This is a genomic window from Streptomyces sp. YGL11-2, assembly GCF_050054615.1.
Classification (GTDB): domain Bacteria; phylum Actinomycetota; class Actinomycetes; order Streptomycetales; family Streptomycetaceae; genus Streptomyces.
In genome coordinates this window covers 1-22,905 of sequence record NZ_JBNHIN010000038.1, presented here as the reverse complement: position 1 = coordinate 22,905, position 22,905 = coordinate 1, and the positions used below count along the sequence as shown (strand labels likewise).

Below are 22,905 nucleotides of genomic sequence, written 5' to 3'. Positions count from 1 at the left end.
CGGGTGCTCTTGGCTGACAACTACCGCCCGCCGACGGAGCCCGGTGCGGGGCTGCGGGCGCGGTGGCACGCGGTCGAGGAGGCCGCCGAGCGGATCGGCACCACCCTGGACGAGCAGACCACCTGCGCCGAACTCGCCCGGTTCGTCTGCCGGCGGCTGTGCGACGCCGCCGCGGTGGACCTCCTCCCCGAGGACGCGGCCACCGGCGCACCCGGAACCCCCGGCGGGCCACCCTCCCCGGCAGTGCTGCACCGGGCGGCCGAGGCGGGCTCCGCCCCGCTGCTGGAACCCGGGTTCGCCGCCGCACCGGTGCCCCTGTCGGTGCCGCTCCTCGCCCACGGCCACCTCTACGGCGTGCTGCTCGCCGCCCGCGCCGACGGCGGCTTCACCGAGGACGAGAGCGCCACCCTCCGCCACGCGGCCCACCTGGCAGCCGCCCATCTCGCGCACGCCCGGCGTCACGCCGCCACCCGGCGCACCTCGATGGACCTGCAACGCGCGCTGCTCGCCGAACCCGGCCGCCCGCACCCCAACTTGGAGCTGGCCACCCGCTATCTGCCGTCCGGCACCAGCGCCCTGGTCGGCGGCGACTGGTTCGAGTCCGTACGGCTCCACTTCGGGCGCACCCTGCTGGCCGTCGGCGACGTCATGGGGCACGGGCTCGACGCGGCCGTCGACATGAACGCCTACCGCTCCGCCCTCCGCTACGTCGCCTCGGCCGATTTGCCGCCGCACCGGGTCCTGCGCCAGCTCGACCTCGCGGTGGCCGAGGACGACGGCCGACGCCCGGCGACCTGTCTGCTGGCCCGGGTGGACCCGGCCCGCGGTATCGCCGCGTTCGCCGCCGCGGGCCATCTCCCGCCGGTCGTGTTCACCGGCGCCGGCACCGCCGAACTGCTCCGCGTCCCGGTCGGCCCGCCGCTGGGCACCGGCGTCGGCGGCTACGAGCTGGTCACCCGCGCCCTCACCCCCGCCGACACCCTGGTGATGTTCACCGACGGCCTCGTCGAACGGCGGGGCGAGGACATCGACGCCTCCCTGGCCCGGATCGCCGGGATGCGCCTGCCCGCCGGCGCCGGGGTGGAGGACGTGCTCGACGAGGTGCTGCTCCGCCTCGACGGGCGGCACGCCGAGGACGATGTCGCGGTCCTCGCCGCCCGCATCCGCCCCCACCCGGGCCCCGGCGGCGGCTCCCGGCAGCCCGCCCGGGCGGACGTCGTGTCGCCGCGCAACGGTGAGTCCGCAGCGGGGTGATGCGGATCGGCCCAACTCAAGGGCGACGGTGGCGAGTTGCCGGTACGGGGCGAGGGCGGGGGCAGCCGGCGCCCCGTTCGAGCGGGAAGAGCCGGTGGATGCGCGGGGTGCCGGTGGCGTCGTCGGGCGGATGGACCCGGACGATGCGCCTGCCGACCGCCGGTCTCCTCGTGAAGGTCGGTGCGCGGCGTGGCCGGGTCCCCATCCTCCGGTACCGCCGTACCGCTACGTCCCCGCCGCGGGCTGTTCCGAGTCCGGTTGCCCCGGGGCCGGTTGCCCCGCGTCCGGTTCCTCGGTGTCCGGGGGCCGGGTGATGGCGATCATCGCCGCGTCATCGCCCAGGTTCCCGTCCGCGTACCGGAGCAGATCGTCGTGGAGACGCCGCACGAGTGAGGCCGGGTCGCGGTCGTTCCAGGAGGCCAGCCGGTCGGTCAGCGGGTAGAAGACGCCGTCGCGGTTGCGGGTCTCCATCACCCCGTCCGTGTAGAGCAGCAGCACATCGTCCGACTCGAAGGGGAAGGTCTCGACCTCGTACTCGCTCGGCGAGGGGGTGTTCAGGCCCAGTGGGATCGCCGGATCGGCGACCTCCAGCGGCAGGACCTTGTCGTCGCGCAGCAGCAGCGGCGGAGGGTGTCCGCAGTTCACCATCCGCAGGAACGGGCCGCTGTCGGGCACGTCCAGCATCAGCGCGGTGACGAACGACTCCGGGTCCTCCTCGGGGGCGTGGGCCAGGTTCCAGTACACCGAGTTGCCCAGGTGCGCCATCATGCCCGCGAGGGGGAGGTGCCGGTAGGCCGACCCGCGGAAGGCGCCGACCAGCACGGACGCCTCGCCGATGGCCGCCAGGCCCTTGCCGCGCACGTCCCCGATGACCAGCCGGACCCCACCCGGCACCGGCGCCGCCGCGTACAGATCACCGCCGATCTCGGCCTCCTCCTCCGCCGAGATGTACGCGCACTCGATCCGCAGCCGGCCGATCCGGCGCGGCAGCGGCCACAGCAGCACCTGCTGTGCCGCCGCGGCCACCGACCGTACCTGGACGAGCTGTCGCGCATGCCGGTCGCGCACATAGCGGAAGATCGTCACCAGTACCGACAGGATGAGGAGGGCGGCGACCTGCGCCTGGTGGTTCGCGGTCGTCAACCCGCCGTGCAGCTGGCCGATGAGGATCTGGGCGGCCACCGCCAGGGCTCCGATGACGCCGGTCAGGCGGGCCCCCGCGAAGGACGCGGTGATCGCGGGCGCGGCCACCAGGAACGGGCCCAGGTGGATGCTCGTGGGGGTGCTGATGTCCAGCACGGTGACCGCGACGATCAGCGCGAGCGGGATGACGACCAACCCGTGGCTCAGCTGCCAGGACCTGCCGGGACGGGGACGACCCTGCCGGACGCGCATATCTCCTCTTTACACCCGGCGCGGCTGCGGCGCCCGCAGGGCCTGGCCGACCGCCCGGAGAGGCCGGCCGGACAGGCCCGGGCTGCCGCGTCGCACCCCGGGCCGGGGCGCGACGCGGCTTCCCGGGTCAGAGGGTGACGGTCTTCTTCGCGTCGGCGTAGTGGGCACCGTGCGGGGTGACGACGCTCGCCACGACCTGGACCTTGTTTCCCTTGTGGAACGAGGAGCCGGGCTTGGGGTGCAGGGTCAGCCGCACCCGGTGCTGCCGCGCGTCGCAGACCAGCTTCTTGTTGGCCAGGGTCGCGGTGGCCACGGCCGGCCGGTGCCCCTTGGCCGGGTGCAGGCGCGTCGCGGTGGTCGCCAGGTGCACGTCGGAGCCGGGGTCGCAGGAGTAGGCGAGGGCGGCTGTGATCACCGCGTGCCGGGTGTCCAGGGCGACCTTGCCGACGGTCATGGAATTGGCCTTGGCGGCGGCCGGGGACGCCAGGGCGCCGACGGTGCCCGCGGCGAGCATCAGGGTGGCGACGGCGGTACCGGCGGCCCGGCGGTTCAGAACGGCTGGCTTCACGGGTGACGTCCTCTGCTGGTGTCGTGTTCGGTCGGGTACCTGGGCGTACGTCGTGCGGTGTCCGGCTCGTGCGCCCCTCGCTTGTCCTGATGGCAATTGCCGCCGCCCGGTTGCGAGATGAGCCGGTTTCCTGATCGGGGCGGCCGCGGACCAATGCCGCGACCGCCCCGTCGGATCCGCGGGCCCGGTCAGGCCCCCGGCGGCAGGTACGACGGCCGGCCGGAGCCCCGGGTCAGCCGGTAGCCGCCGATGCCCGCGAGCGCCGCGAGGACGCCGCCGACGGCGGTCCACACCCAGCGGTCCGACCACCAGCCCGACGACCAGCCGCCGTCCGGCGCATCGGACGCCGCAGGCTGCTGAGCCGCCGCGCTCCCACTGGGCTTCGGGGTCGGCGCGACCGCGCCCGGCACCAGGGGAGCGGACAGCTTGCCGTCCACCGCCTGCGCGCCGCCCGCGTCGGAGGCGGACGCCTCGACCTCGGCGTGCACCGGCTGCCCCAGGTCCTCCTGGGGGAGGTCGACGACGGTCAGCCGGATGTAGTAGCTCCCCGGCAGCGGGTCGTTCGCCCACTGCTCCGCCCAGCCGCGCACGGTCCGCAGCGAGCAGGACAGCTCGACCGACGCGGCGTCCTTGGCCGCCGCCTTGGTCTGCGCCCCGTACCGGCACGCCTGCCGGCGGCGCAGCCCGTCGTACACGTCCAGCTGCCAGGTCGCCGCGCCGTGCCGGGCGGACGACGGCGGCAGCGTCACCTTCGCCTTGACCGTGGCGCGCGCTCCGGCGTCGATCGGCAGCACCCAGTAGAGGTAGTCGCCGGTGGAGGCGCCGGCGGTGGCCCGCTGGTCCATCCTGATCGGGGTCGCGGTACGGAAGGAGGTACCGGCCTCGGTGGGGGCGCTGTCCTCCCCGGCGGAGGCACTGGCGCTCGGGCTCGGGCTGTCGGCGGCGGCGGTGCCCGCCGCACCGGCGAGCCCGGCGCACGCCATCAGCACCGCGGCGACGGTCGTCGTCAATCGACGTACGCTACGCATCAGTTGGTCCTCCACACGGTGACGCGCCAACGGGAGATCCAGCCCCACAGCAGGCCGCCCACCAGTCCGGTGAGGACCAGTGCGCCCAGCAGCCACCAGCCCCGGCCGAGGCCGAAGGAGGCCGCGTCGGAGGCGTTGTGCGGCCCGTCCACCACATCCACGGCCAGCTCGACCGGCATACCCGGGTCGGTCTTGACCGAGGCGGGCGCCGAGAAGGAGTTGCTGACCTGGAGGCAGACGGTCTCCGCCGCGTTCTTGGCGGCGTCGTCCGAGGAGCCGGCCGGGGGCTTGGCGTAGCGCAGCCCGGTCGAGATGGCGTCGGTACGGCCGTCACCGGCCTCGGAGCCGCGGACGATCTCGCGTCCGTGCACCGTGGAGGCCCGCAGCAGCACCCCGTAGTCGTTGTTGACAGCGCGGTCCGCCGCGACGCTCACCGACGCGCGCAGCTCCTGGCCGGGCTTGACGTCGACCCGGTACCAGCGGTGCTCGGCGAACTTCTCGCGGTCGCCGTAGAGACCGGGCTTGAGCTGCGGGGCGCCGGTGCACTGCTGGGCGCCCTGGGTGGCGACCGGTGTCCGCACGGGATGCGCCGTACGGTTGACCAACTGGTGCACCCGGTCGCGGAGTTGGCCGCGGTGCTGCACCGAGGTGTAGGTGCCGCCGGTGGCCTCGGCGATACAGCTCAGCTGGCTGCGGGTCTTGGCGTCCGGCAGCAGCCCGAGCGTGTCGACGGTGAGGTGGATGCCCTGGGCGGCGATGTCGCGCGCCACCTGGCACGGGTCCAACGGGGCGCAGGTGTCCTCGCCGTCGGTGATGAGGACGATCCTGCGCTGCCCGTCACCGCCCTGGAGGTCCTTGGCCGCGGCCTGGAGGGCGGGGCCGATCGGCGTCCAGCCGGTGGGGACGAGCGTGGCGACCGCGGTCTTGGCCTCGGTGCGGTTGATCGGGCCGACCGGGTAGAGCTGGCGGGTGTCCTTGCAGCCGACCTGCCGGTCCTCGCCCGGGTAGTTGGCGCCCAGGGTGCGTATGCCGAGCTGGACGCCCTCGGGGACGGCGTCCAGCACGTCGTTGAACGCCTGCTTCGCCGCGGACATCCGGCTCTGCCCGTCGATGTCCCGGGTCCGCATCGAGCCGCTGACGTCGAGGGTCAGCTCGACCTTGGGGGCGGACTGCTGCGCGGGTTCGCCGGCGGCGGCCGGGGTGGGCGACAGCCCGACCGTCAGGGCGGCCAGCAGCCCGCACACCCCGGCCGCCAGCCTTCGCCTGGTGATCCGTTTGGTGATCGTTCTGGTGATCATCGCCGGATCGTATGGAGAAAACGCCCCGAGTCCAAAACGACCCTGACGGAGGTCGCGAACCTCCCATAGGAGGGGCCGGCGTACGCAACTTCCCGGCCCCGGCGACGAACTGCTGTCCCCTCGGATCCCGGACACGTACGTGGCTCATCCGCGGCCCCACCTCGACGGGGACCGGGCCGCTTGCGTGCCTTCGGCGGCATGCCGCCGCGGAAGGCGATAGGAACGTCGCAGGAAGCGGCAAGAGCGCACCGGAACGCGCGGGAAGCCGCCGGAACACCGAAGAGAGCCGAAGAAGCGACCGACGCATCCCGAAAAGAACAGAAGAGAACAGAACAGCAGCCCCGCGACACCAGGGAGACGGAGAAGATGGCGCCCACGAACCCGCATTTCGGCGACTACCAGAACGAGATCCACGCCAACGGCCTGCTGCACGGTGAACTGCCGCGGCTGCCGATGACCTTCGCCGAGCTGGAGGCGCGCGCCGAGTCCGCCCTGCCACCGTCCGTCTGGTCGTACGTGTACGGCGGCGCCGGGGACGAAAGCACCCAGCGCGCCAACGTCAGCGCCTTCGGGCGCTGGGGGCTGATGCCGCGGATGATGGTCGGCGCCGCCCAACGCGACCTGAGCGTCGAGCTGTTCGGGATGACCCTGCCGTCGCCGCTGCTGATGGCTCCCATCGGGGTGATCGGGCTGTGCACCCAGGACGGGCACGGCGATCTGGCCACCGCGCGGGCCGCGGCCCGTACCGGCGTACCGATGATCGCCTCGACCATGTCCGCCGACCCCATGGAGCAGGTCGCAGCCGAGTACGGCGGCACCCCCGGCTTCTTCCAGCTCTACACCCCCAGCGACCGGGAGCTGGCCGAGAACCTGGTCCGGCGCGCCGAGGCCGCCGGGTTCAAGGGCATCGTCGTCACCCTGGACACCTGGACCCTCGGCTGGCGCCCGCGCGATCTGGCCACCGCCAACTTCCCCCAGCTGCGCGGCCACTGCCTGGCCAACTACACCTCGGACCCGGTCTTCCGCGCCCGGCTGCCCAAGCCGCCCGAGGAGGACCCCGGCGCCGCCGTCGCCCTCTACTCCGGCGTCTTCAGCAACCCGCTGACGTGGGACGACCTCCCCTGGCTGCGCTCCCTGACGGACCTGCCGCTGCTCCTCAAGGGCATCTGCCACCCCGAGGACGTACGCCGCGCCAGGGACGGCGGGGTGGACGGCATCTACTGCTCCAACCACGGCGGCCGCCAGGCCAACGGCGGCCTGCCCGCCCTCGACGCGCTGCCCGGTGTGGTGGCCGCCGCCGACGGCCTGCCGGTGCTGTTCGACTCCGGTGTCCGCACCGGCACCGACGTCGTCAAGGCGCTCGCCCTCGGCGCGACCGCGGTCGCCGTAGGCCGCCCGTACGCCTACGGTGCGGCCCTCGGCGGCACGGACGGCATCGTCCACGTCCTGCGCTCGCTGCTGGCCGAGGCCGATCTCCTGATGGCGGTGGACGGCTACCCGACGCTCGCCGACCTCCGCCCGGACACTCTGGTACGCATCTGACCCGCACCGCCCGCCGGGCCGGGGCCGGTCCGAACCCGACCCGCCGGACCGGCCCCGGGCACCAGGCCCCGGCGGGCGGGTGCACTCGGGCGTAAAGGCCGCCGGGAGCGGGAAGTGGTTAACGCGAACCGAGCGGGATGCGTCATGTCCGTTTCCAGGGGGGTCACTTGGCGGCTGCTGTGCCATCGTCACCGGAGCCGCTGTCTCTGGAGCCTCGTCTGGAGGAGCGTCTGGCGTCGCTGCTGAGATCGGGGCAGCTGCTGCACACCCTCGTCGATGCGCTGGGCTCGCCGCTCAACGTGGTACTGCCGGACCAGATCGCCGAGAACGCCCGGCGGTTCCGCGCCGCGTACGGCACCCGTCATCTCGGCGGCCAGGTGTTCTTCGCGCACAAGGCGAACCGCTCCAGCGCACTGGTACGGCGGCTCGCGGCTGCGGACGCGGCCGTCGACGTCGCCTCGCTGGGCGAGTTGCAGCATGTGCTGGGGGCCGGTTTCACCCCGGACCGCATCATGGCGACCGGCCCCAAGAACCCGGAGTTCCTGTGGCTCGCCGCCTGCACCGGCGTCACCGTCAACGTCGACTCGTACGGTGAACTGGAGGCGCTCGCCACCCTGGTGAGGGAGCGTGAACTCGCTCGAATACGCGTGCTGTTACGGCTCTCCGCCTTCGACGGCCCCGGCGTCCGGGTGCTCAGCCGGCCCAGCCGCTTCGGCTCCCCGGCGGGGGAGCTGGAGCATCTGCTGAAGGCGGTCGAGCGGCACGCCGACGCGATCGAGCTGATCGGTGTCGGCTACCACCTGGACACCACCAGCCTGGACGAGAAGGCCCGCGCCCTGGAAGGCTGCATCCGGGCCATGGACGCCTGCCGCGGCCGCGGACTGCGGCCCTGGGTGGTGGACATCGGCGGCGGCTTCGGCGTCAACTACCTTGCCCACGGCGCGCAGTGGGAGCGCTACACCTCCGCGCTGACCGCCGCCGTACTGGGCCGGCGGCCCGCCCTCACCTGGCGCGGACACGGCTACGGGCTGCGCAACGACGCGGGCACCCTGCGCGGCTCGCTCGCCCTCTACCCGGCCCACCGCCGGGTCGCCGGCGACCGCTACCTCGACGAGCTGCTGTCGCTGCCCGCGCCCTCCTTCGGCGGCCGGCCGCTGGCCACCCTGCTGCTGGAGAACCTCTACGACCTGTACACGGAGCCGGGGCGCGCCCTGGTGGACCAGTGCGGGCTGGTGCTGGCCCGGGTGCTGGAGGTGCGCCGTACGGACGGCGGCGAGCACCTGGTCCGGCTGGGGATGAAGGCCGATGACGCGGGGCTGGAGGAGCACGGGGTGCTGATGGACCCCGTCCTCCTCGCCCGGGACGGGGCCCAAGCCACCTGCGGCGGTGAGCCGGTGGGCGTCTATCTGGCGGGCAGCCTCTGCCTGGAGGCCGATCTGATCACCCGCCGGATGGTCTTCCTGCCGCGGCTGCCCCGGCCCGGCGAACTGCTGGGCTTCGCCAACACCGCGGGCTACTGCATGGATTTCCAGACCAGCGGCGCGCAGCACCAGCCCGTCGCGCGCAAGGTCGCCGCCTGGCAGGAGGAGGGCTCCTGGCACTGGTGCCTCGACGAGCAGTACTGGCCGATCACACGTCCAGGGGGAGAGCGATGAGGTACGACAGCATCACCGAGGCCATCGGGAACACCCCGCTGGTGCGTATCGATCCGGCCGTACACGGGCTGCGCCATATCGACCTGTACGCCAAGCTGGAACTGCTCAACCCCTTCGGCTCGGTCAAGGACCGCGCCGCGTGGCACATGGCCCGCGCCGGGCTGGCCGACGCCGTCGCGCACGGCAGCCAGGTAGTGGAGCTCTCCAGCGGCAACACCGCGAAGGCGCTGGCCGTGATCGCGGGCATGCACGGGCTCTCCTTCAAGAGCGTGACGAACCGGATGCGGATACCGGAGATCAAGGATCTGCTCCTGCTGCTGGGCGCCGAGATCGAGGAGCTTCCCGGGCAGAGCGAATGCCTGGACCCGACCAACACCGAGGACCCCCTCACCCTCTTCCACCGGGAGCTGTCCGGGCCCGGCCACAGCTATCTGCACACCGACCAGTACTTCAACGCCCGCAACACCGAGGCGCACACGACCGGTACCGGCCCGGAGATCGTCAAGGACCTGGACGGGCGGGCACCGGACTGGTTCGTCGCCTGTGTCGGCACCGCGGGTTCGTCGACCGGGGTGGCGAGGGTGCTGCGGGAGCACGATCCGCACGTCAGGGTCGTCGGCCTGGTCGCCGGCAAGGCGGACTTCATCCCCGGCATCCGCACCCTCGACGAGGTCCACGAGGTCGGCCTGTTCGACCCGGACACCTACGACACGATGGAGTCGGTCAGTTCCGACGAGGCCATCGAGGGGATGCTGACGCTGGCCCGCCGCTGCGGCATCCTGGCGGGACCCACCGGCGGGGCGGCCTACTACGGAACGGTGCGTCATCTCCAGGCTTGGGATGATGAGTTGACGGTAGGTCAGGAAAGTGCGCCGGCGAGCGGTGCGCGCAGGTCGGCGGTCTTCATCGTCTGCGACCGCATCGAGAGCTATCTCGGTTACACCAGGCAGCGCCGCCCCGACCTGTTCCACCAGCCGCCGCGCAGGAACGCGGTGGCCGATCTGACCGCCGCCGAGATCGCCTCGGCGGGCGCCATCGACACCCAGGACGCCCAGAAGTGGATCGTGCAGGAGCGCCCGCTGGTGGTGGACCTGCGCAGCCCGTTCGCGTACGCCGCGCTGCACATCGAGGGGGCGATCAACATCGTGGACGAGCTCTTCGAGGAACTGGTCCGGGGCGGGCTGCCGTTCGGCAAGCAGCAGCCGGTGCTGCTGGTCTGCCCGGTCGGTGAGCAGTCGGCCCGTTATGCCGCGCTGCTGACCCGCATGGGGCATCCCGACGTCCGCAGCCTCAGCGGCGGGGTCATCGCCTGGCGGGACGCCGGCGCTCCGCTGGTGCGGGAGTGACCGGTATGGCCCCCATCGCGGCGCGTGACCGCAGTGCGGCGCTGTTCGCGGAGCTAGGCCCGTGGCAGCGCGCGCTGCGTGCCCAGTTCCCGATCATCACCGGCAATCCGGAGCTGGCGTACCTGGACAGCGCGGCCACGTCCCAGAAGCCGCAGGCCGTACTGGACGCGGTCCAGGATCAGTTGACCAACGCCAACGCCAACGCGGGCCGCGGTTCCTACCCGTGGGCCAATGCCGCCACGACCCTGGTGGCCGGCACCCGCGACCGGATCAAGACCTTTCTCGGCGACCCGGACCCGGCCCGCTCCGCGGTCCACTTCACCGGCGGGACGACCGAAGGGCTGCGGGTCCTCGCCCAGGACTGGCTGCCCGAACTGCTCCGTGACGGGGACGAGATCGTCGTTCCGTTCGCCGACCACGAGGCCAATCTCTCGCCGTGGCTGGAGGCCCGGGACCGGCTGGCCCGGCAGGGCGTACGGATTCGGGTGCGGGAGATGCCGTACCAGACGTCGTCGGGCGACTACGACCCGGCGGCGCTGGCCGAGTCGACCGGGCCGCGTACCCGGTTCGTCGCCGCCACGCATGTGCACCACGTCTACGGCGGGAACATGAACGTGCACCTGATCCGGCGGGTGGTGGGGCCGGACGTGCCGATCTGTCTCGACGCCGCGCAGAGCATCGGCCATCTGCCGGTCTCGGTCGCCGAACTCGACGTGGACTTCGTGGTGTTCTCCGGGCACAAGGCCCTGGCGCTGCCCGGCTCCGGCGCCCTGTGGGCCCGGCAGGCCCGCGGTCCGGAGTTCGTCCCCGGCGGTTGGCGCGGCAGCCCCAACACGACGGGCGTGGCCAGCCTTTCGGCGGCGCTCGACTGGTTGGGCGCCGCGGGCACCGACCGGATCGCGCGCTGGACGGTCGCCCTCGCGGCCCGGCTGTCCGACGGGCTGCGGCGGCTGGACGCGTACGAGATCCTCGGCTGCCAGCGCAGTCTGGCGCTCGACTCGCCGGTCCAGCAGCGCTGTGGCATCGTCACCTTCCGGCACCGCGACATCGGCGCCCGCGACCTGGGCTTCATCCTCTTCAGTCACGGCTTCATGGTGCGGACGGACGGGCACTGCCAGGGGAGGGCGGGGGAGCGGTCGAGTTCGGTGCGGGTGAGCCTGCATGTCTACAACACCCCGGAGGAAATCGACCGGTTGCTCACCGTCCTCACCTCCCTGGTGTGAGGGCTGCCCCTCGGGGGTGGCTGCCTCTCAGGGGTGAATGGCGGCCCTTATGGCTAATGGAAACCGTTTCCACCTGTAGCCTCGTGGTGGACCGGTTAACGCAGGCGTGAACGGCAGAGGTGGCGCGACCAGATGGGGCTGAGCATGGCGGCGGCGGAACTGTGGGTGGAGCGCTGGGAGCGCCAGCAGCGGCGCTATGCCATCGACCGCGAGGAGCGGTTCACGGTCGTCGTCGATGTGGTCGAGCATGTGACGCATAGCCAGAATCGCCCGTTGGTCGTCGACTTGGGCTGCGGACCCGGATCGCTCGCCGCCCGGCTCGCCGAACGGCTGCCCCGCGCCGAGGTGGTGGCGGTCGACATGGACCCGCTGCTGCTGGAACTGGCCCGCACCCACCACTCCGCCGCGGCGCGCTACGTGGACACCGTCATCGGCGAGGACGGCTGGACCGAGGCCCTGGCGCTGGGCCGCGCGCTGGACGCCGCGGTGTCCACCACCGCGTTGCACTACCTCCCCGAAGCCACCCTCCGGCGCACGTACACCCAGCTCGCCGCCCTGCTGCGGCCCGGCGGCGCGCTGATCAACGGCGACCACCTGCCGCAGCGCGACCCCGTCGCCGCCGCGCTCACCGCCCAGGTCGGGCACCGCCGCGCCGAGCGGCAGCAGGCGTACGCCAACGAGGACTGGGATGCCTGGTGGACGGCGGTGTCGGACGAGCCGGAGCTGGCCGAACCGCTCGCCGAACGCCGCCGCCGGCAGTGCGCCCCCGGCGTCGGCCACGGTGCCGGGGACGGTCACGGTGCCGGCAACGGCCTGTCCGTCTCCGACCACACCGCCCTGCTCCTCCAGGCCGGCTTCGCGCACGTCCTGCCGGTCTGGCAGTTCGGCGACAGCTACGTACTGGTGGCGATCCGCTAGGCGGTGTCTTTCCGGGCAGGCCCCGGCTTTCCGGACGGGCGCTGGTCAGCCGGCGTCCGGGAGTGCGTCCTTCGGCGTGTCCTTGCGGCTGACCGCCAGGTAGCCGACGAGCGCCACGATGGGCACCGTGAGCGCCAGCGTGACCGGACCGGTGCCCCAGTCGAGGCCGCCGCGCTGGGCCGAGACGCCCATCCAGTCGGCGAAGGAGGCGCCGAGCGGGCGGGTCAGGATGTACGCGCCCCAGAAGGCGGCGACCGCGTTCAGCCCGAGGAAGCGGCCGGACAGTGCGGGCACGAGGATGAGCACGCCGAAGACGATGCCGGCGGGGAGGTACCCCAGGTTCAGGGTGCCGGCCAGCAGGTCGCCGACCGCGGTGCCCAGCGCGAACGTGGCGAGGACGGTCGCCCAGTAGAACGTCTCGCGGCGGCGGGTGCGGATGCTGTGGATGGACAGCGTGCCCTCGGAGCGGTACCAGGCGAACAGGATGACGGCCAGCGTGACCGAGAAGGCGACGGTGGAGACCGCGTAGGGGACGCCGGCGATGACATGGACGACGTCGGCGGCCATGGTGCCGAAGACGCTGACCATGACGATCGCGGACCAGTAGATCCCGGCCCGGTAGCGCCGGGTCCGGAACTGCACGGCCAGCATCAGGGCGAAAGCGGTGAATCCGAGTGCACCGGCAGGTATCGGACCGAGCGTCCGGCCCAGGTAGTCCGAGGCGGTCTCACCCATACCGGTGGTGAGGATCTTCACCACCCAGAACAGCGCCGTGACTTCGGGTACCTTGCTCCAGCCCGCCCCGTGCCCCGCGGCTCCGTGGTGCCGTTCGTGTCCGGCCGGCGCCGCCACCGTCGTGCCGCTCGGCTGCCCCATCGTCATGTTCCGCCCTTCCGGCGCGGTGCGCCGTTTCGCGATCCGCGATCGTCTACAGGACTGTAGACGATCGCGCGCGGGGTCTGCGCACCCCCTGGGGAGCGAAGGCGCATGCGCTCCGGAGAGCGAGGCCGGGCCGGCTGAATGATCGATCAACCGACCGATGAACCCCGGGGAAATTCTTCGCATCTAAGGGGGCGGAAGGATGTTCGGAAGTGTTGCGCCTGCCTAGCATGTGCGGCGAGACAAGATCCCTTCCCTTGCGCGACCCAGGAGGACCGGAGTGCCACGACCCAGCCCTGCCCGGCTGCGGTCGCCTCGTATCTGGGGTGCCGGAAGCGTACTGCTCGCGGGTGGCGTGGTGGCCACGCTGGTGCTGACCAGCGGCCCGGACGGCGCCGAGGAGGGCGCGGAGACCGCCGCCGACGGGCTGGTGCACACCAGCATCGAGGTCTCCCCGAGCGGCTGCGGCCACGGCTGGCGGCACCCCCGCCCCGGAACCCAGGTCTTCGACCTCCACAACACCTCCAGCAACGCGGCCGAGGTCTACCTGAAAGCCGTCGGCACCGGGGCCGTCTACGGCGAGGTGGAGGGCATCGGCCCCGGGACCACCCGCCAGCTGCGGGTCCGGCTCGGCCAGGGCTCGTACGCCTTCATGTGCCTGCCGGACGACGCCGACGCGGTCACCGGGCCCACTGTGCGGATCGCCGGCGGCGGCCGCGGCGGACCGGCCGCGGCGCCGATCACCCAACACGACCTGATCGAGCCGTCGATCGACTACCAGAAGTGGGTCGGCGGCGGGCTCGACGACCTCGTCCGGCAGACCGGCGCCCTCCGCGACGCCGTCACCCGCGGCGATCTGGCCGCGGCCCGCGACGCCTGGCTGCCCGCCCACCTCACCTACGAGCGACTGGGCGCGGCCTACGGGGCGTTCGGCGACGCGGACAAGAAGATCAACGGGACCACCGCGGGCCTGGCGGGCGGTGTGCACGACCCGGAGTTCACCGGCTTCCACCGCGTCGAGTACGGCCTGTGGCACGGCGAGTCCGCAGACGCCCTGCGCGGCCCGGCCGGCGCGCTCGCCGACGCGGTCACCGCCCTGCGGGACGACTGGGCCCAGGCCCGGATGGATCCGGCGGCGCTCGGCCTGCGGGCGCACGAGATCCTGGAGAACACGGTGCAGTTCGAGCTGACCGGCCGCACCGACTACGGCAGCGGCAGCAACCTCGCCACCGCCCGCGCCAACCTCGACGGCACCCGCGCGGTACTCGCCCGGCTGCGCCCGCTGCTCGCCACACGGTTCCCCGAACTCCCGCAACTGGACCGGGAGTTGGACCGTACCCAGCGGCTGCTGGACGGCTTCCGCACGGACGGCCGGTGGACGCCGCTCGGCGAGCTGGACCGCAGCCGCCGGGAGCAGGCCAACGCGGTGCTGGGGGACCTGGTGGAGCGGCTGGCGTCGGTGGCCACCCTGTGCGATCCGCGCAGGACCGTCTGAGGCAGTGGCACAGGTGGAGAACGGGGCAGGAGGAGAGATGAACGGTGGGTACCGGTGAGTGGTGACCTGAGCGGGTTCGGCCGACGGGGGTTCCTGCGCGGCGCGGCGCTCGCCGGCGCCGGACTCGCGGCCGCCGCCCCCGGCTTGCAGCAGACCGGCGGGCAACTCCCGGTTCCGGGGCCGGAGTTGGCGACCGGCTCGGCCACCCCCTTCCACGGCGCGTACCAGGCCGCCATTCTCACCCCGCCGCGCCGGGTCACCACGTTCCTCGCCTTCGACGTCACCGCCGCCGACCGCCAGGGGCTCGCCGACCTGCTGCGGACCGTCACCGAACGGGCCCGCTTCCTGACCGGCGGCGGTATCCCGGCGCCCGTCGGCATCACCGGCCCGCCCGCCGACTCCGGCATCCTCGGCCCCCGGCTGCCCTCCGGCGCGCTCTGCGTCACCGTCGGCGTCGGCGCCTCGCTCTTCGACGACCGCTTCGGGCTGCACGGCCACGCGCCCCGCCATCTGGCCGCGATGCCCGCCTTCCCCGACGACGACCTCCAGGCCGACTGGTGCCACGGCGACCTCAGCCTCCAACTCTGCGCGGACGACACCGACACCGTGCTGCACGCGCTGCGCGACATCGCCCGGCACACCCGCGGCGGCATGCAGGTCCGCTGGCGCCTGGACGGCTTCGCCAACCCGCCCCGCCCCACCGGCACACCCCGCAACCTCCTCGGCTTCAAGGACGGCACCGCCAACCCGGACACCGGATCGGCCCGCGAGATGGACCGCCTGGTGTGGGTCGGCAAGGGCCAGGGCGAGCCCGACTGGACGGCCGGCGGCAGCTACCAGGTCGTCCGGCTGATCCGGATGCTGGTCGAGTTCTGGGACCGGGTCTCGCTGACCGAACAGGAGCGGATGTTCGGCCGCGCCCGCGAGACGGGCGCCCCGCTCGATGGCGACCACGAGCACGACACGCCGAACTACCCCGGCGATCCCAAGGGCGACGTCATCCCCCTGGACAGCCACATCCGGGTGGCCAACCCGCGCACCGCCGCCACCGCCGACCAGCGCATCCTGCGCCGCGCCCACAACTACGACCGAGGGATGGACGGCAACGGCAACCTCGACATGGGCCTGCTCTTCTGCTGCTACCAGCAGGACCTGGCCCGCCAGTTCGAGACGATCCAGCACCGGCTGGCCGGCGAGCCGCTGACGGACTACATAAAGCCGTTCGGCGGCGGCTACTTCTTCGCGCTGCCGGGCGTCCGCGACACCGCCGACTGGTACGGCCGGGCGCTCCTCGGGGCGTAGGGCCTGTCCGGTGGACCGTGGCGTACTCCACGTGGCAGACCGGGGCCCGCTCGCGTACTACTGGGATACGAGCCGCTCGATGACGCCAAAGGTCAACAGAGGGTCAAGGTTTGGCCTGGGATACCTGACCCGGTGTTCACTCTCGCGCCATCATGGCTCTGCCCCGGCGCCGTCCGTCCGGCAGAGCATCCGGACGTACGGACCACCTCGATCCGCCCGGAGGAAGAACCAGCATGACCAGTAGGGGAAGAAGAGCAGCGATACGGACCCTGGGAGCCCTCACGGGCGCCGTGGCCCTCGCCGCCGCGGGCGGGGGAGCCCCTGTCCTGGCCGCCGGTCAGCCGCACGGCGGCTCCACCGGAACCGCCACCCCGATCAAGCACGTGGTGGTCCTCTTCGACGAGAACATCTCGTTCGACCACTACTTCGCGACCTACCCGCAGTCCGCGAACACCGACGGGACCAAGTTCACCCCGTCCCCCACGACCCCCCGGGACATCGACAACCTGCGCACCGCCGGGTTGCTCAAGCACAACCCCAACCAGTACGCCCCCAAGCGGCTCGCCCCGAAGCAGGCCATGACCTGCGACCAGAACCACGACTACGGGCCCGAGCAGTACGCGTACAACGGCGGCAAGGCCGACCAGTTCGTCCAGAACACCGACTCGGGCAAGTGCTCCGGCGGCCTCTTCGGCGAGCCCGGACTGGTGATGGACTACTACGACGGCAACACCGTCACGGGGCTGTGGAACTACGCCCAGCACTACTCCCTCAACGACCGCTCCTTCGGGTCGGTCTACGGTCCGTCAAGCCCCGGTGCCATCAACCTCGTCTCCGGCCAGACCCATGGGATCATCTCCACGGACCCGGCCTCCGGCACCGAGAACCCCAAGCAGACCGCCAAGCCCGACAAGGAAGCGGTCCAGTCGCCCGACGCCAAGGGCGTCGGCACGATGGTCAACGACCCGGACCCGGCCTACGACGACTGCTCCGGCAAGGACCACACCGGCAAGAACGCGCTCGCCGCGATGCAGGGCCGCAACATCGGCGACATCCTCAACTCCCGTAAGGTCAGCTGGGGTTGGTTCCAGGGCGGCTTCCGGCCGAGCACCGCGTGGGACGGTCAGCAGGGCCACTACGCCAAGTGCGACACCCACCACGCCAACGTCGGGGGCGCGCCGGTCGTCGACTACAGCCCGCACCACTCGCCGTTCCAGTACTACAAGTCGACGGCGAACCCGCACCACCTGCCGCCGAAGAGCGTCGACGAGATCGGCCACGCCGGTCAGGCCAACCACAACTACGACCTGAGCGACTTCGACGCGGCGCTGCGCGCGGGCAAGCTGCCGGCCGTCAGCTTCCTCAAGGCCGGCGCCTACCAGGACGGCCACGCGGGCTACTCCGACCCGATCGACGAGCAGCACTTCCTCGTCAACCAGATCAACCGCATCGAGCAGTCGCCGCAGTGGAAGGACACCGCCGTGGTCGTCGCCTACGACGACTCCGACGGCTGGTACGACCACGTCTACGCCAAGCCCCGCAACGGCTCCAAGGACACCTCCACCGGCTCCAACGGCAAGGCCACCGACAGCCCGGCCTGCCAGTCCGGCCCCGCCGCCGCGGGCGGCTACGCGGACCGCTGCGGCCCCGGCACCCGCCAGCCGCTGCTGGTGATCTCGCCGTACAGCAAGACCAACAAGATCGACCACACCGCCACCGAGCAGACCTCGATCATCAGGTTCATCGAGGACAACTGGCACACCGGCCGCATCGGCGACGCCTCGTTCGACGCCCGCGCCGGCTCGCTGAACGGCATGTTCGACTTCCGGCACCCCAACAACAAGCAGGTGCTGCTCAACGCCGACGGCTCGGTCAGGTCGGTCGGCCCGATCCGCCCCGTGGCGCCCGTGAACACCTCCATCGACCCGGGCCCCGCGATGCAGGACACCGCTTCGGCCAGTGACGCGTCCGGCTTCCCCGTCGTGCCCGTCGGCATCGCGGCGGCGGTGCTCGCGGCGGGCGCGACCGGAACGGTCTTCGCCCTCCGGCGCCGCAAGGAGCAGGGCGCGTCCTGACGCCCGGCCCACCGGCCCGCAGCCCGGCCGGACCACCGCCCCGCGCGGTGGCCCGGCCGGGCTCGTTCGTTCACGCCGCGGTGCCCCCTCCGTCGGCCGAGCCGCGCGGGCCCCTCGGGAGGCCGTGCCTCACGCCCGCTCCGTCAGCAGCAGGTTCGCGGCGAACCCCAGGAACGCCACACCGCTCAGCTGCTCCATCCGGCGCCGGAAGGACGGCCGGCGGACCCGCTCGCCGAGGGCCGACGCGGCGGTGGACACCACCCAGTACCACAGCGCCAGCTCGGCCACGTCGACCGCGGTGAGCAGCAGCGTGGAGCCGAAGACCGGCGCGCCGTGCGGAATGAACTGCGGGATCAGGCTCATGTAGAAGATGCCCGCCTTCGGGTTGAGCAGATTGGTGGCGACCCCGGCGCGGAAGGCGGCCCGCCGTCCGCGCCCTGACGCACCGTCGGCCGATCCGCCCTCCGCCTCCGCGGCCACGACCGCCCCGTCGGCCGCAGGCTCCGTGCCGTCCACCGCCGCCCGGCCGGTGAACCGCCGCCGGGACCTCCACAGGGCCGAAACCCCCAGCCACGCCAGGTAGACGGCGCCGCCCACGCGCAGGGTGTCGAAGGCGAGCCGGGAGGCGGTCAGCAGCGCCGTCAGCCCGACGGCGGTCGCCGCGCCCCAGGCAAGGCACCCGGTGAGGATGCCGAACGCCGCGGCCCGGCCGCCGGTCCGGCCGTGGGCCACGGAGGTCCGCAGGACGAGCATGGTGTCCAACCCGGGTGTGACATTGATGAGCGCCGCGACACCGGCGAACCACAAGAGAGAAGTGAGCATGCCAAGAGCCTAGGGTCTGACCCATCGGACAGACCCTAGGAGAACCTCGGCCCGTGGCTGTCCTACCGCGGACCGGCCCGGGTATGGTCGCGCGGTCGGGGAGCAACCGGACGGAATGGTGTTGTCGTGATCTGGATCGGTTTGGCCTGCCTGGTGGTGGCGGCGTGCTGCGCGTACCTGGCGCGCTTCGCGAACACCCGGGCCCGCGCGATGGAGAGCACCGAGACGCTGCCGGTCCAGGACCTCCGGGACCTGCACGAGGCGGCGGCCCAGGCAGCGGGGGAGGGGCACTTCCGCTACCGCTGCGAGGTGGTCGGCCAGTCACTGCCGTACGACGACGGCGTACTCCGCTCCCCACTGGAGAACCTGGAGTGCGTCTGGCACCGGCACCGGATCACCCGCAAGTACGAGGAGACCTACCGCGACGGCAATGGCGGCCGCAGGCGCCGGACCCGCACCGAGGTCGTCTCCGAACACACCAGCTCCACCGCGTTCTTCGTGGCCGACGCCACCGGCGCGATAGCCGTCCGCCCCGGCAACGAGAGCGTCATCGGCGCGGAGAAGGTCCTCGACCGCTTCGACCCGCACACCGACAACGGCAACCGCCTCGAACTCGGCCCGCTGCGCCTCAAGTTCGGCGGCGGCGACAGGACCATCGGCTTCCAGCGCGAGGAGTGGATCGTCCGCCCCGGCAGCCGCTTCTACGTGCACGGCGAGGCAGGCGACGCCGGCGGCCTGCTCGCGATGGCCGCCCCCGCCGAGGGCGGCGTCTTCGTCATGTCCGTCAAGACCGAGGAGGAACTCCTCCGCGGCGAGAACCACAGGGTCCTCGCCTACGGCATCGGCGCCGGACTCGCCGCGATCACCGCGGTCGCCTTCTTCGTCCTCGCCGCGCTCCGCTGACACCGGCACACACACCGCCGCACGTCGGGGCGGTGTCCCCTCCGCTCCGCCGCCCCTGCTTCCCCGTGCCGCGGAACTCCTCACAACTCCTTGGCCGGCCAGTCCAGCAGCCGGGCGCCGATCACCGCCGTGTGCAGGGTGTAACCGGATCGTCGAGGCCCATCCGCGCGGCTAGTTGGAGAGCGTTCCGTGCCTCCTCGTACGACTGGACGATGCCGCCGGCACCGCGGTGCGTTCGGCCCACCGCCACCCGGCCCCCGTCCGTCGCCGCACGCGCCTCCCTGGCGAAGTACGCCAGCACATCGGCCGGATCACCGGGCGCGATGCAGATCAGCCGGCCGTCCTTCGTGGTGAGCAGCAGCTGCCGGTCCCCGAAGCGCCCCACCAGCGCCAGCTGCACCCGGCGCGCCACCGGGTCGGCCTCCGCGTACGCCTCGGGGCCCTCGGCCACCGCCACGGCATGGGCGTGCGAGAGCCGCAGCCCGAAACGCTCCGCCCGCTCGGCCAGCCGGCCCAGATCGCTGCCACCGTGGAGCAGATCGTCGACGAACTCGCGCCGCGCGGCCTCCTCCCGGCGTACCGCGAGGTGCTGCGCCCGCTCGTACCCGCCGGCCAGTGCGTCCACGGCCTGGGCGACCACGGCCAGCACGCTGTCCGCTGACGCGGAGGCGGTCCGCGGCCAGGCGGTCCGGGTCACCGCGAGGTGCGCGTTGACCAGGACCCGCAGGCTGTGCCCCGCCTCGGCGGCCCGTTCCCCCGCGGTGCGCCGCGACCGGAGTTCGTCGCGGTTCAACCGCCGCCCGGTCTGTGCGACATCGGCGAGAACTCCCGCATACCCGTCCAGCAACTCCTCGGGCAGCTCTCACCCCGTCACGCCGTCTCTCACCCCTTCGTGTGTTTTCCTGACGCTTTCTTAACATACGGGGGGTGTGGGGAGTCCAGGCGAGCGGTTCGGCCGGGTCCTCGACTCCGGCCCCCACCGGGCAGGGGCCGGATGGCAGCGGTATCGCCAACCCGCCCCGTTCCGCGGCCATTTCACCTCCACCGAATCCCGAGGCGTCGGCTCGTCGGCGCCGGCGCACCGTACGGGCTCGGCGTCGACCCGGATCAGTCGCGCTCTCCCCTGAGCGCCTCGATTCCGTCCAGCATCCGGTCCACGGCGAAGTCGAAGCGGCGGGCCAGGTCGGGGCCGGTGACCTCGGCCGCCAGCGCGACCGTGTGCGGGTACTCCTCCGCCGGCAGCCCGGCCAGCCGGTCGCGGAGGCCGTCCAGGAACTCCCGGGGCGGCATGCCGTTCCTGACCTGGGCGGACAGCGGTGCCTGCTCGTTGGCCACGAATCCGATCACGGTGACCATGAGGAAGTAGCAGGCGTACGCGGTGTCGTGCGGGCCCAGCCCGGCCGACCGCAGTACGCCGAGGACGGCCTCCATGGAGCGCAGCCGGTTCGGCCCGGCGGAGAAGCGGCCGGCCAGCAGCCGGGCGGAGTCCCGGCGGGCCAGCAGGTGGCGGCGCATCTCGCGAAGGATCGCGGCGGCACCGGCCCGCCAGTCCGTCGGGTCGACCAGCGACCGCAGGTCCGCACCGGCCAGCAGCTCGTCGGCGAGCAGGTCGAGCAACTCGTCCTTGTCCCGGACGTGCCAGTACAGCGAAGCCGCCTGCACCCCCAGCTCGTCGGCGACCTTGCGCATGGTGAGCGCGTCGAGTCCGTCCCGTTCCAGCACCTGCAGGCCGGCGGCGAGCACCGCCTCCCGGCTGATCACCGAGGTGTTCGCGGGCGGCCTGCCCCTGCGTCGTTTCGGCGGTCGTACACTGTCCATGACATTAATCTAACGTACGTAGTTTTATGAGGGCGGCGGGCATGGCCGAGGCGATTTTGGGGTTCCTCGACGGCGCGATGGCGGCGATGAGGTCGCACGGCGACCGTCCGGCGCTGGTGCACGGCGACCGCACGGTGCGTTTCCGGGATCTGGTGGCGGAAGTCCACCAACGCGCCCGCGCGCTGGAGGCGCTCGGCCTGCGGCGCGGCGACGGGCTGGCGCTGCTGGCGGCAAACCCACCGGAGGCGCTGACCCTACGGTTCGCCGCGTTCCTGCTCGGCCTCCGCTTCACCGCCGTGCATCTCGGCCCGGCCACCCAGGGCCTGGCGCACATCCTGCGCGACGCCGAGCCGGCAGCGGTGGTGTTCGACCCGGCCCGGCCCGCGGCGGGCGGCCCGGTGCCCGAACTCGCGGCGGGCATCCGGCAGGTGCTGCCGCTCGACGAGCTCGCGGCGTCGGCCGCCGGGCAGCCCGCCGATCCGATGCCGGCGCGGGCGCGGGACGGCGACATCGCCAAGCTGACCTACACCGGCGGCACGACCGGTCTGCCCAAGGGCGTCCCCACCACGTACGGCGGGCTGCTCGCGTCGTACCGGTCCTGGGGGTTCGAGGACCGCCAACTCCCGGAAGACCTGCGGCTGCTCGCGGTCACGCCCACCGCCCACGCCACCGGCGACATGGCGGCCGGCATGCTGATGGCCGGCGTCACCGTCGAGCTGCACGACGAGTTCCACCCCGACACGGTGCTCGCCTCGCTGGCGAAGCCAGGGCGGGTGGCCACGTATCTGTACCCGTCGCTGCTCTACCGGCTGCTGGACCACCCCGCCACCGCCACCGCGGACCTGTCCCGCCTGGCCCTCCTCAGCTACGGCAGCGCCCCGACCGCACCGGCCAGACTGCGCCAGGCCCTCGACCGCCTCGGCCCGGTCCTCCAGCAGACCTACGCCTCCACCGAGGCGCCCGGCATCGCCCTGCTCCACCCGCACGAGCACCGCGACGAACTGCTGACCTCGGTGGGCCGGCCGCTGCCCGGTGTGCGCGTGGACATCCGCTCCGCCGACGGCCGCCCGCTTCCGGCGGGCCGGATCGGCGAGGTGTGCGTCCGGTCGCCCTCGGTGATGACCGGCTACTGGCGACGGCCCGAGGAGACGGTCGAGGTCCTGCGGGACGGCTGGCTGCGCACCGGGGACCTCGGCCGCCTCGACGAGGACGGCTATCTGCACCTGGTGGGACGCGCCAAGGACATGATCATCGTGGACGGGCACAACTGCTACGCCGCCCCCGTCGAACACGTCCTGACCGGCCACCCCGGTGTGCGGCAGGCGGCCGTCGTCGGCGCACCGAGCGAGCGCACCGGGGAGGCCGTACACGCCTTCGTGGTGCG

The 22,905-nt window shown here is 72.7% G+C and carries 18 protein-coding genes and 1 pseudogene; 11 read left to right on the top strand and 8 right to left on the bottom strand.

Translation table 11 applies throughout. The annotated features are described in order from the left end of the window. The first annotated feature begins 3 nt into the window (after positions 1-3). On the top strand, positions 4-1,254 hold the full coding sequence (locus tag ACO1BR_RS31760; protein WP_426798549.1) for a PP2C family protein-serine/threonine phosphatase: 1,251 nt from the start codon (positions 4-6) through the stop codon (positions 1,252-1,254). Positions 1,255-1,479: 225 nt separating this feature from the next. Here ACO1BR_RS31760 and ACO1BR_RS31755 read toward each other — a convergent pair whose 3' ends face one another. The 4 genes from ACO1BR_RS31755 to ACO1BR_RS31740 form a co-directional block, all read right to left on the bottom strand. Beyond that, positions 1,480-2,649, bottom strand: a complete 1,170-nt coding sequence (locus ACO1BR_RS31755; RefSeq protein ID WP_426798548.1) for a PP2C family protein-serine/threonine phosphatase — start codon at positions 2,647-2,649, stop codon at positions 1,480-1,482. Between the two features lie 127 nt (positions 2,650-2,776). Then, positions 2,777-3,217, bottom strand: a complete 441-nt coding sequence (locus ACO1BR_RS31750) for a hypothetical protein (RefSeq protein WP_426798547.1) — start codon at positions 3,215-3,217, stop codon at positions 2,777-2,779. A gap of 188 nt (positions 3,218-3,405) precedes the next feature. After that, entirely contained in the window at positions 3,406-4,245 is an 840-nt protein-coding gene (locus ACO1BR_RS31745) for a hypothetical protein (protein WP_426798546.1), read from the bottom strand. Beyond that, complete coding sequence (locus ACO1BR_RS31740) at positions 4,245-5,543, bottom strand: VWA domain-containing protein (RefSeq protein WP_426798545.1); 1,299 nt, start codon at positions 5,541-5,543, stop codon at positions 4,245-4,247. The genes ACO1BR_RS31745 and ACO1BR_RS31740 overlap by 1 nt, the downstream gene beginning before the upstream one ends. Before the next feature lie 366 nt (positions 5,544-5,909). Here ACO1BR_RS31740 and ACO1BR_RS31735 point away from each other — a divergent pair, with 366 nt between their 5' ends. The 5 genes from ACO1BR_RS31735 (at position 5,910) to ACO1BR_RS31715 (ending at position 12,227) form a co-directional block, all read left to right on the top strand. Then, on the top strand, positions 5,910-7,085 hold the full coding sequence (locus ACO1BR_RS31735) for an alpha-hydroxy-acid oxidizing protein (protein ID WP_426798544.1): 1,176 nt from the start codon (positions 5,910-5,912) through the stop codon (positions 7,083-7,085). Positions 7,086-7,222: 137 nt separating this feature from the next. Then, positions 7,223-8,740 (top strand): Y4yA family PLP-dependent enzyme, encoded by a 1,518-nt coding sequence (locus ACO1BR_RS31730; protein ID WP_426798543.1) that lies wholly within the window; start codon positions 7,223-7,225, stop codon positions 8,738-8,740. Further along, entirely contained in the window at positions 8,737-10,086 is a 1,350-nt protein-coding gene (locus tag ACO1BR_RS31725) for a pyridoxal-phosphate dependent enzyme (protein ID WP_426798542.1), read from the top strand. The genes ACO1BR_RS31730 and ACO1BR_RS31725 overlap by 4 nt, the downstream gene beginning before the upstream one ends. Before the next feature lie 5 nt (positions 10,087-10,091). Continuing rightward, entirely contained in the window at positions 10,092-11,309 is a 1,218-nt protein-coding gene (locus ACO1BR_RS31720; RefSeq protein WP_426798541.1) for an aminotransferase class V-fold PLP-dependent enzyme, read from the top strand. 132 nt (positions 11,310-11,441) lie between these two features. Beyond that, positions 11,442-12,227, top strand: a complete 786-nt coding sequence (locus ACO1BR_RS31715; protein WP_426798540.1) for a class I SAM-dependent methyltransferase — start codon at positions 11,442-11,444, stop codon at positions 12,225-12,227. A gap of 45 nt (positions 12,228-12,272) precedes the next feature. Here the strand turns inward: ACO1BR_RS31715 and ACO1BR_RS31710 are convergent, their stop codons facing one another. Further along, the gene (locus ACO1BR_RS31710) at positions 12,273-13,109 is read right to left on the bottom strand and encodes a hypothetical protein (RefSeq protein ID WP_426798539.1); all 837 of its coding nucleotides are present in this window, start codon (positions 13,107-13,109) and stop codon (positions 12,273-12,275) included. Between the two features lie 277 nt (positions 13,110-13,386). Between ACO1BR_RS31710 and ACO1BR_RS31705 the strand changes: the two genes are divergently transcribed. From ACO1BR_RS31705 to ACO1BR_RS31695, 3 genes are all read left to right on the top strand, one after another. Next, on the top strand, positions 13,387-14,601 hold the full coding sequence (locus tag ACO1BR_RS31705) for an EfeM/EfeO family lipoprotein (protein WP_426798538.1): 1,215 nt from the start codon (positions 13,387-13,389) through the stop codon (positions 14,599-14,601). 54 nt (positions 14,602-14,655) lie between these two features. Next, a complete protein-coding gene (efeB, locus tag ACO1BR_RS31700) occupies positions 14,656-15,903 on the top strand; it encodes an iron uptake transporter deferrochelatase/peroxidase subunit (protein WP_426798537.1) in 1,248 nt (415 codons plus the stop codon). A gap of 233 nt (positions 15,904-16,136) precedes the next feature. Next, a complete protein-coding gene (locus tag ACO1BR_RS31695) occupies positions 16,137-17,978 on the top strand; it encodes a phospholipase C (RefSeq protein ID WP_426798536.1) in 1,842 nt (613 codons plus the stop codon). Positions 17,979-18,107: 129 nt separating this feature from the next. Here ACO1BR_RS31695 and ACO1BR_RS31690 read toward each other — a convergent pair whose 3' ends face one another. Further along, positions 18,108-18,800 carry a LysE family translocator gene (locus tag ACO1BR_RS31690; RefSeq protein WP_426798535.1) on the bottom strand — a complete coding sequence of 231 codons (693 nt, stop codon included), beginning with the start codon at positions 18,798-18,800 and terminating at the stop codon, positions 18,108-18,110. Between the two features lie 126 nt (positions 18,801-18,926). Here ACO1BR_RS31690 and ACO1BR_RS31685 point away from each other — a divergent pair, with 126 nt between their 5' ends. Beyond that, complete coding sequence (locus ACO1BR_RS31685; protein ID WP_426798534.1) at positions 18,927-19,703, top strand: GIDE domain-containing protein; 777 nt, start codon at positions 18,927-18,929, stop codon at positions 19,701-19,703. A 142-nt stretch (positions 19,704-19,845) separates the two neighbouring features. Here the strand turns inward: ACO1BR_RS31685 and ACO1BR_RS31680 are convergent. Together ACO1BR_RS31680 and ACO1BR_RS31675 are read right to left on the bottom strand one after the other, a co-directional pair. Further along, positions 19,846-20,550, bottom strand: a pseudogene (locus ACO1BR_RS31680) (PucR family transcriptional regulator); the annotation flags it as partial. A gap of 260 nt (positions 20,551-20,810) precedes the next feature. Next, a complete protein-coding gene (locus ACO1BR_RS31675) occupies positions 20,811-21,521 on the bottom strand; it encodes a TetR/AcrR family transcriptional regulator (protein ID WP_426798533.1) in 711 nt (236 codons plus the stop codon). 41 nt (positions 21,522-21,562) lie between these two features. Between ACO1BR_RS31675 and ACO1BR_RS31670 the strand changes: the two genes are divergently transcribed. Continuing rightward, on the top strand, positions 21,563-22,905 hold a 1,343-nt coding region (locus tag ACO1BR_RS31670), incomplete at its 3' end, for an AMP-binding protein (RefSeq protein WP_426798532.1).

Bases quoted from the DNA above. Each gene is read 5' to 3' on its own strand.
- ACO1BR_RS31755 (WP_426798548.1), bottom strand. From the start codon at position 2,649: ATGCGCGTCCGGCAGGGTCGTCCCCGTCCCGGCAGGTCCTGGCAGCTG.
- ACO1BR_RS31745 (WP_426798546.1), bottom strand. From the start codon at position 4,245: ATGCGTAGCGTACGTCGATTGACGACGACCGTCGCCGCGGTGCTGATG.
- ACO1BR_RS31740 (WP_426798545.1), bottom strand. From the start codon at position 5,543: ATGATCACCAGAACGATCACCAAACGGATCACCAGGCGAAGGCTGGCG.
- ACO1BR_RS31735 (WP_426798544.1), top strand. From the start codon at position 5,910: ATGGCGCCCACGAACCCGCATTTCGGCGACTACCAGAACGAGATCCAC.
- ACO1BR_RS31730 (WP_426798543.1), top strand. From the start codon at position 7,223: ATGCGTCATGTCCGTTTCCAGGGGGGTCACTTGGCGGCTGCTGTGCCA.
- ACO1BR_RS31725 (WP_426798542.1), top strand. From the start codon at position 8,737: ATGAGGTACGACAGCATCACCGAGGCCATCGGGAACACCCCGCTGGTG.
- ACO1BR_RS31720 (WP_426798541.1), top strand. From the start codon at position 10,092: ATGGCCCCCATCGCGGCGCGTGACCGCAGTGCGGCGCTGTTCGCGGAG.
- ACO1BR_RS31715 (WP_426798540.1), top strand. From the start codon at position 11,442: ATGGGGCTGAGCATGGCGGCGGCGGAACTGTGGGTGGAGCGCTGGGAG.
- ACO1BR_RS31710 (WP_426798539.1), bottom strand. From the start codon at position 13,109: ATGACGATGGGGCAGCCGAGCGGCACGACGGTGGCGGCGCCGGCCGGA.
- ACO1BR_RS31695 (WP_426798536.1), top strand. From the start codon at position 16,137: ATGACCAGTAGGGGAAGAAGAGCAGCGATACGGACCCTGGGAGCCCTC.
- ACO1BR_RS31690 (WP_426798535.1), bottom strand. From the start codon at position 18,800: ATGCTCACTTCTCTCTTGTGGTTCGCCGGTGTCGCGGCGCTCATCAAT.
- ACO1BR_RS31675 (WP_426798533.1), bottom strand. From the start codon at position 21,521: ATGGACAGTGTACGACCGCCGAAACGACGCAGGGGCAGGCCGCCCGCG.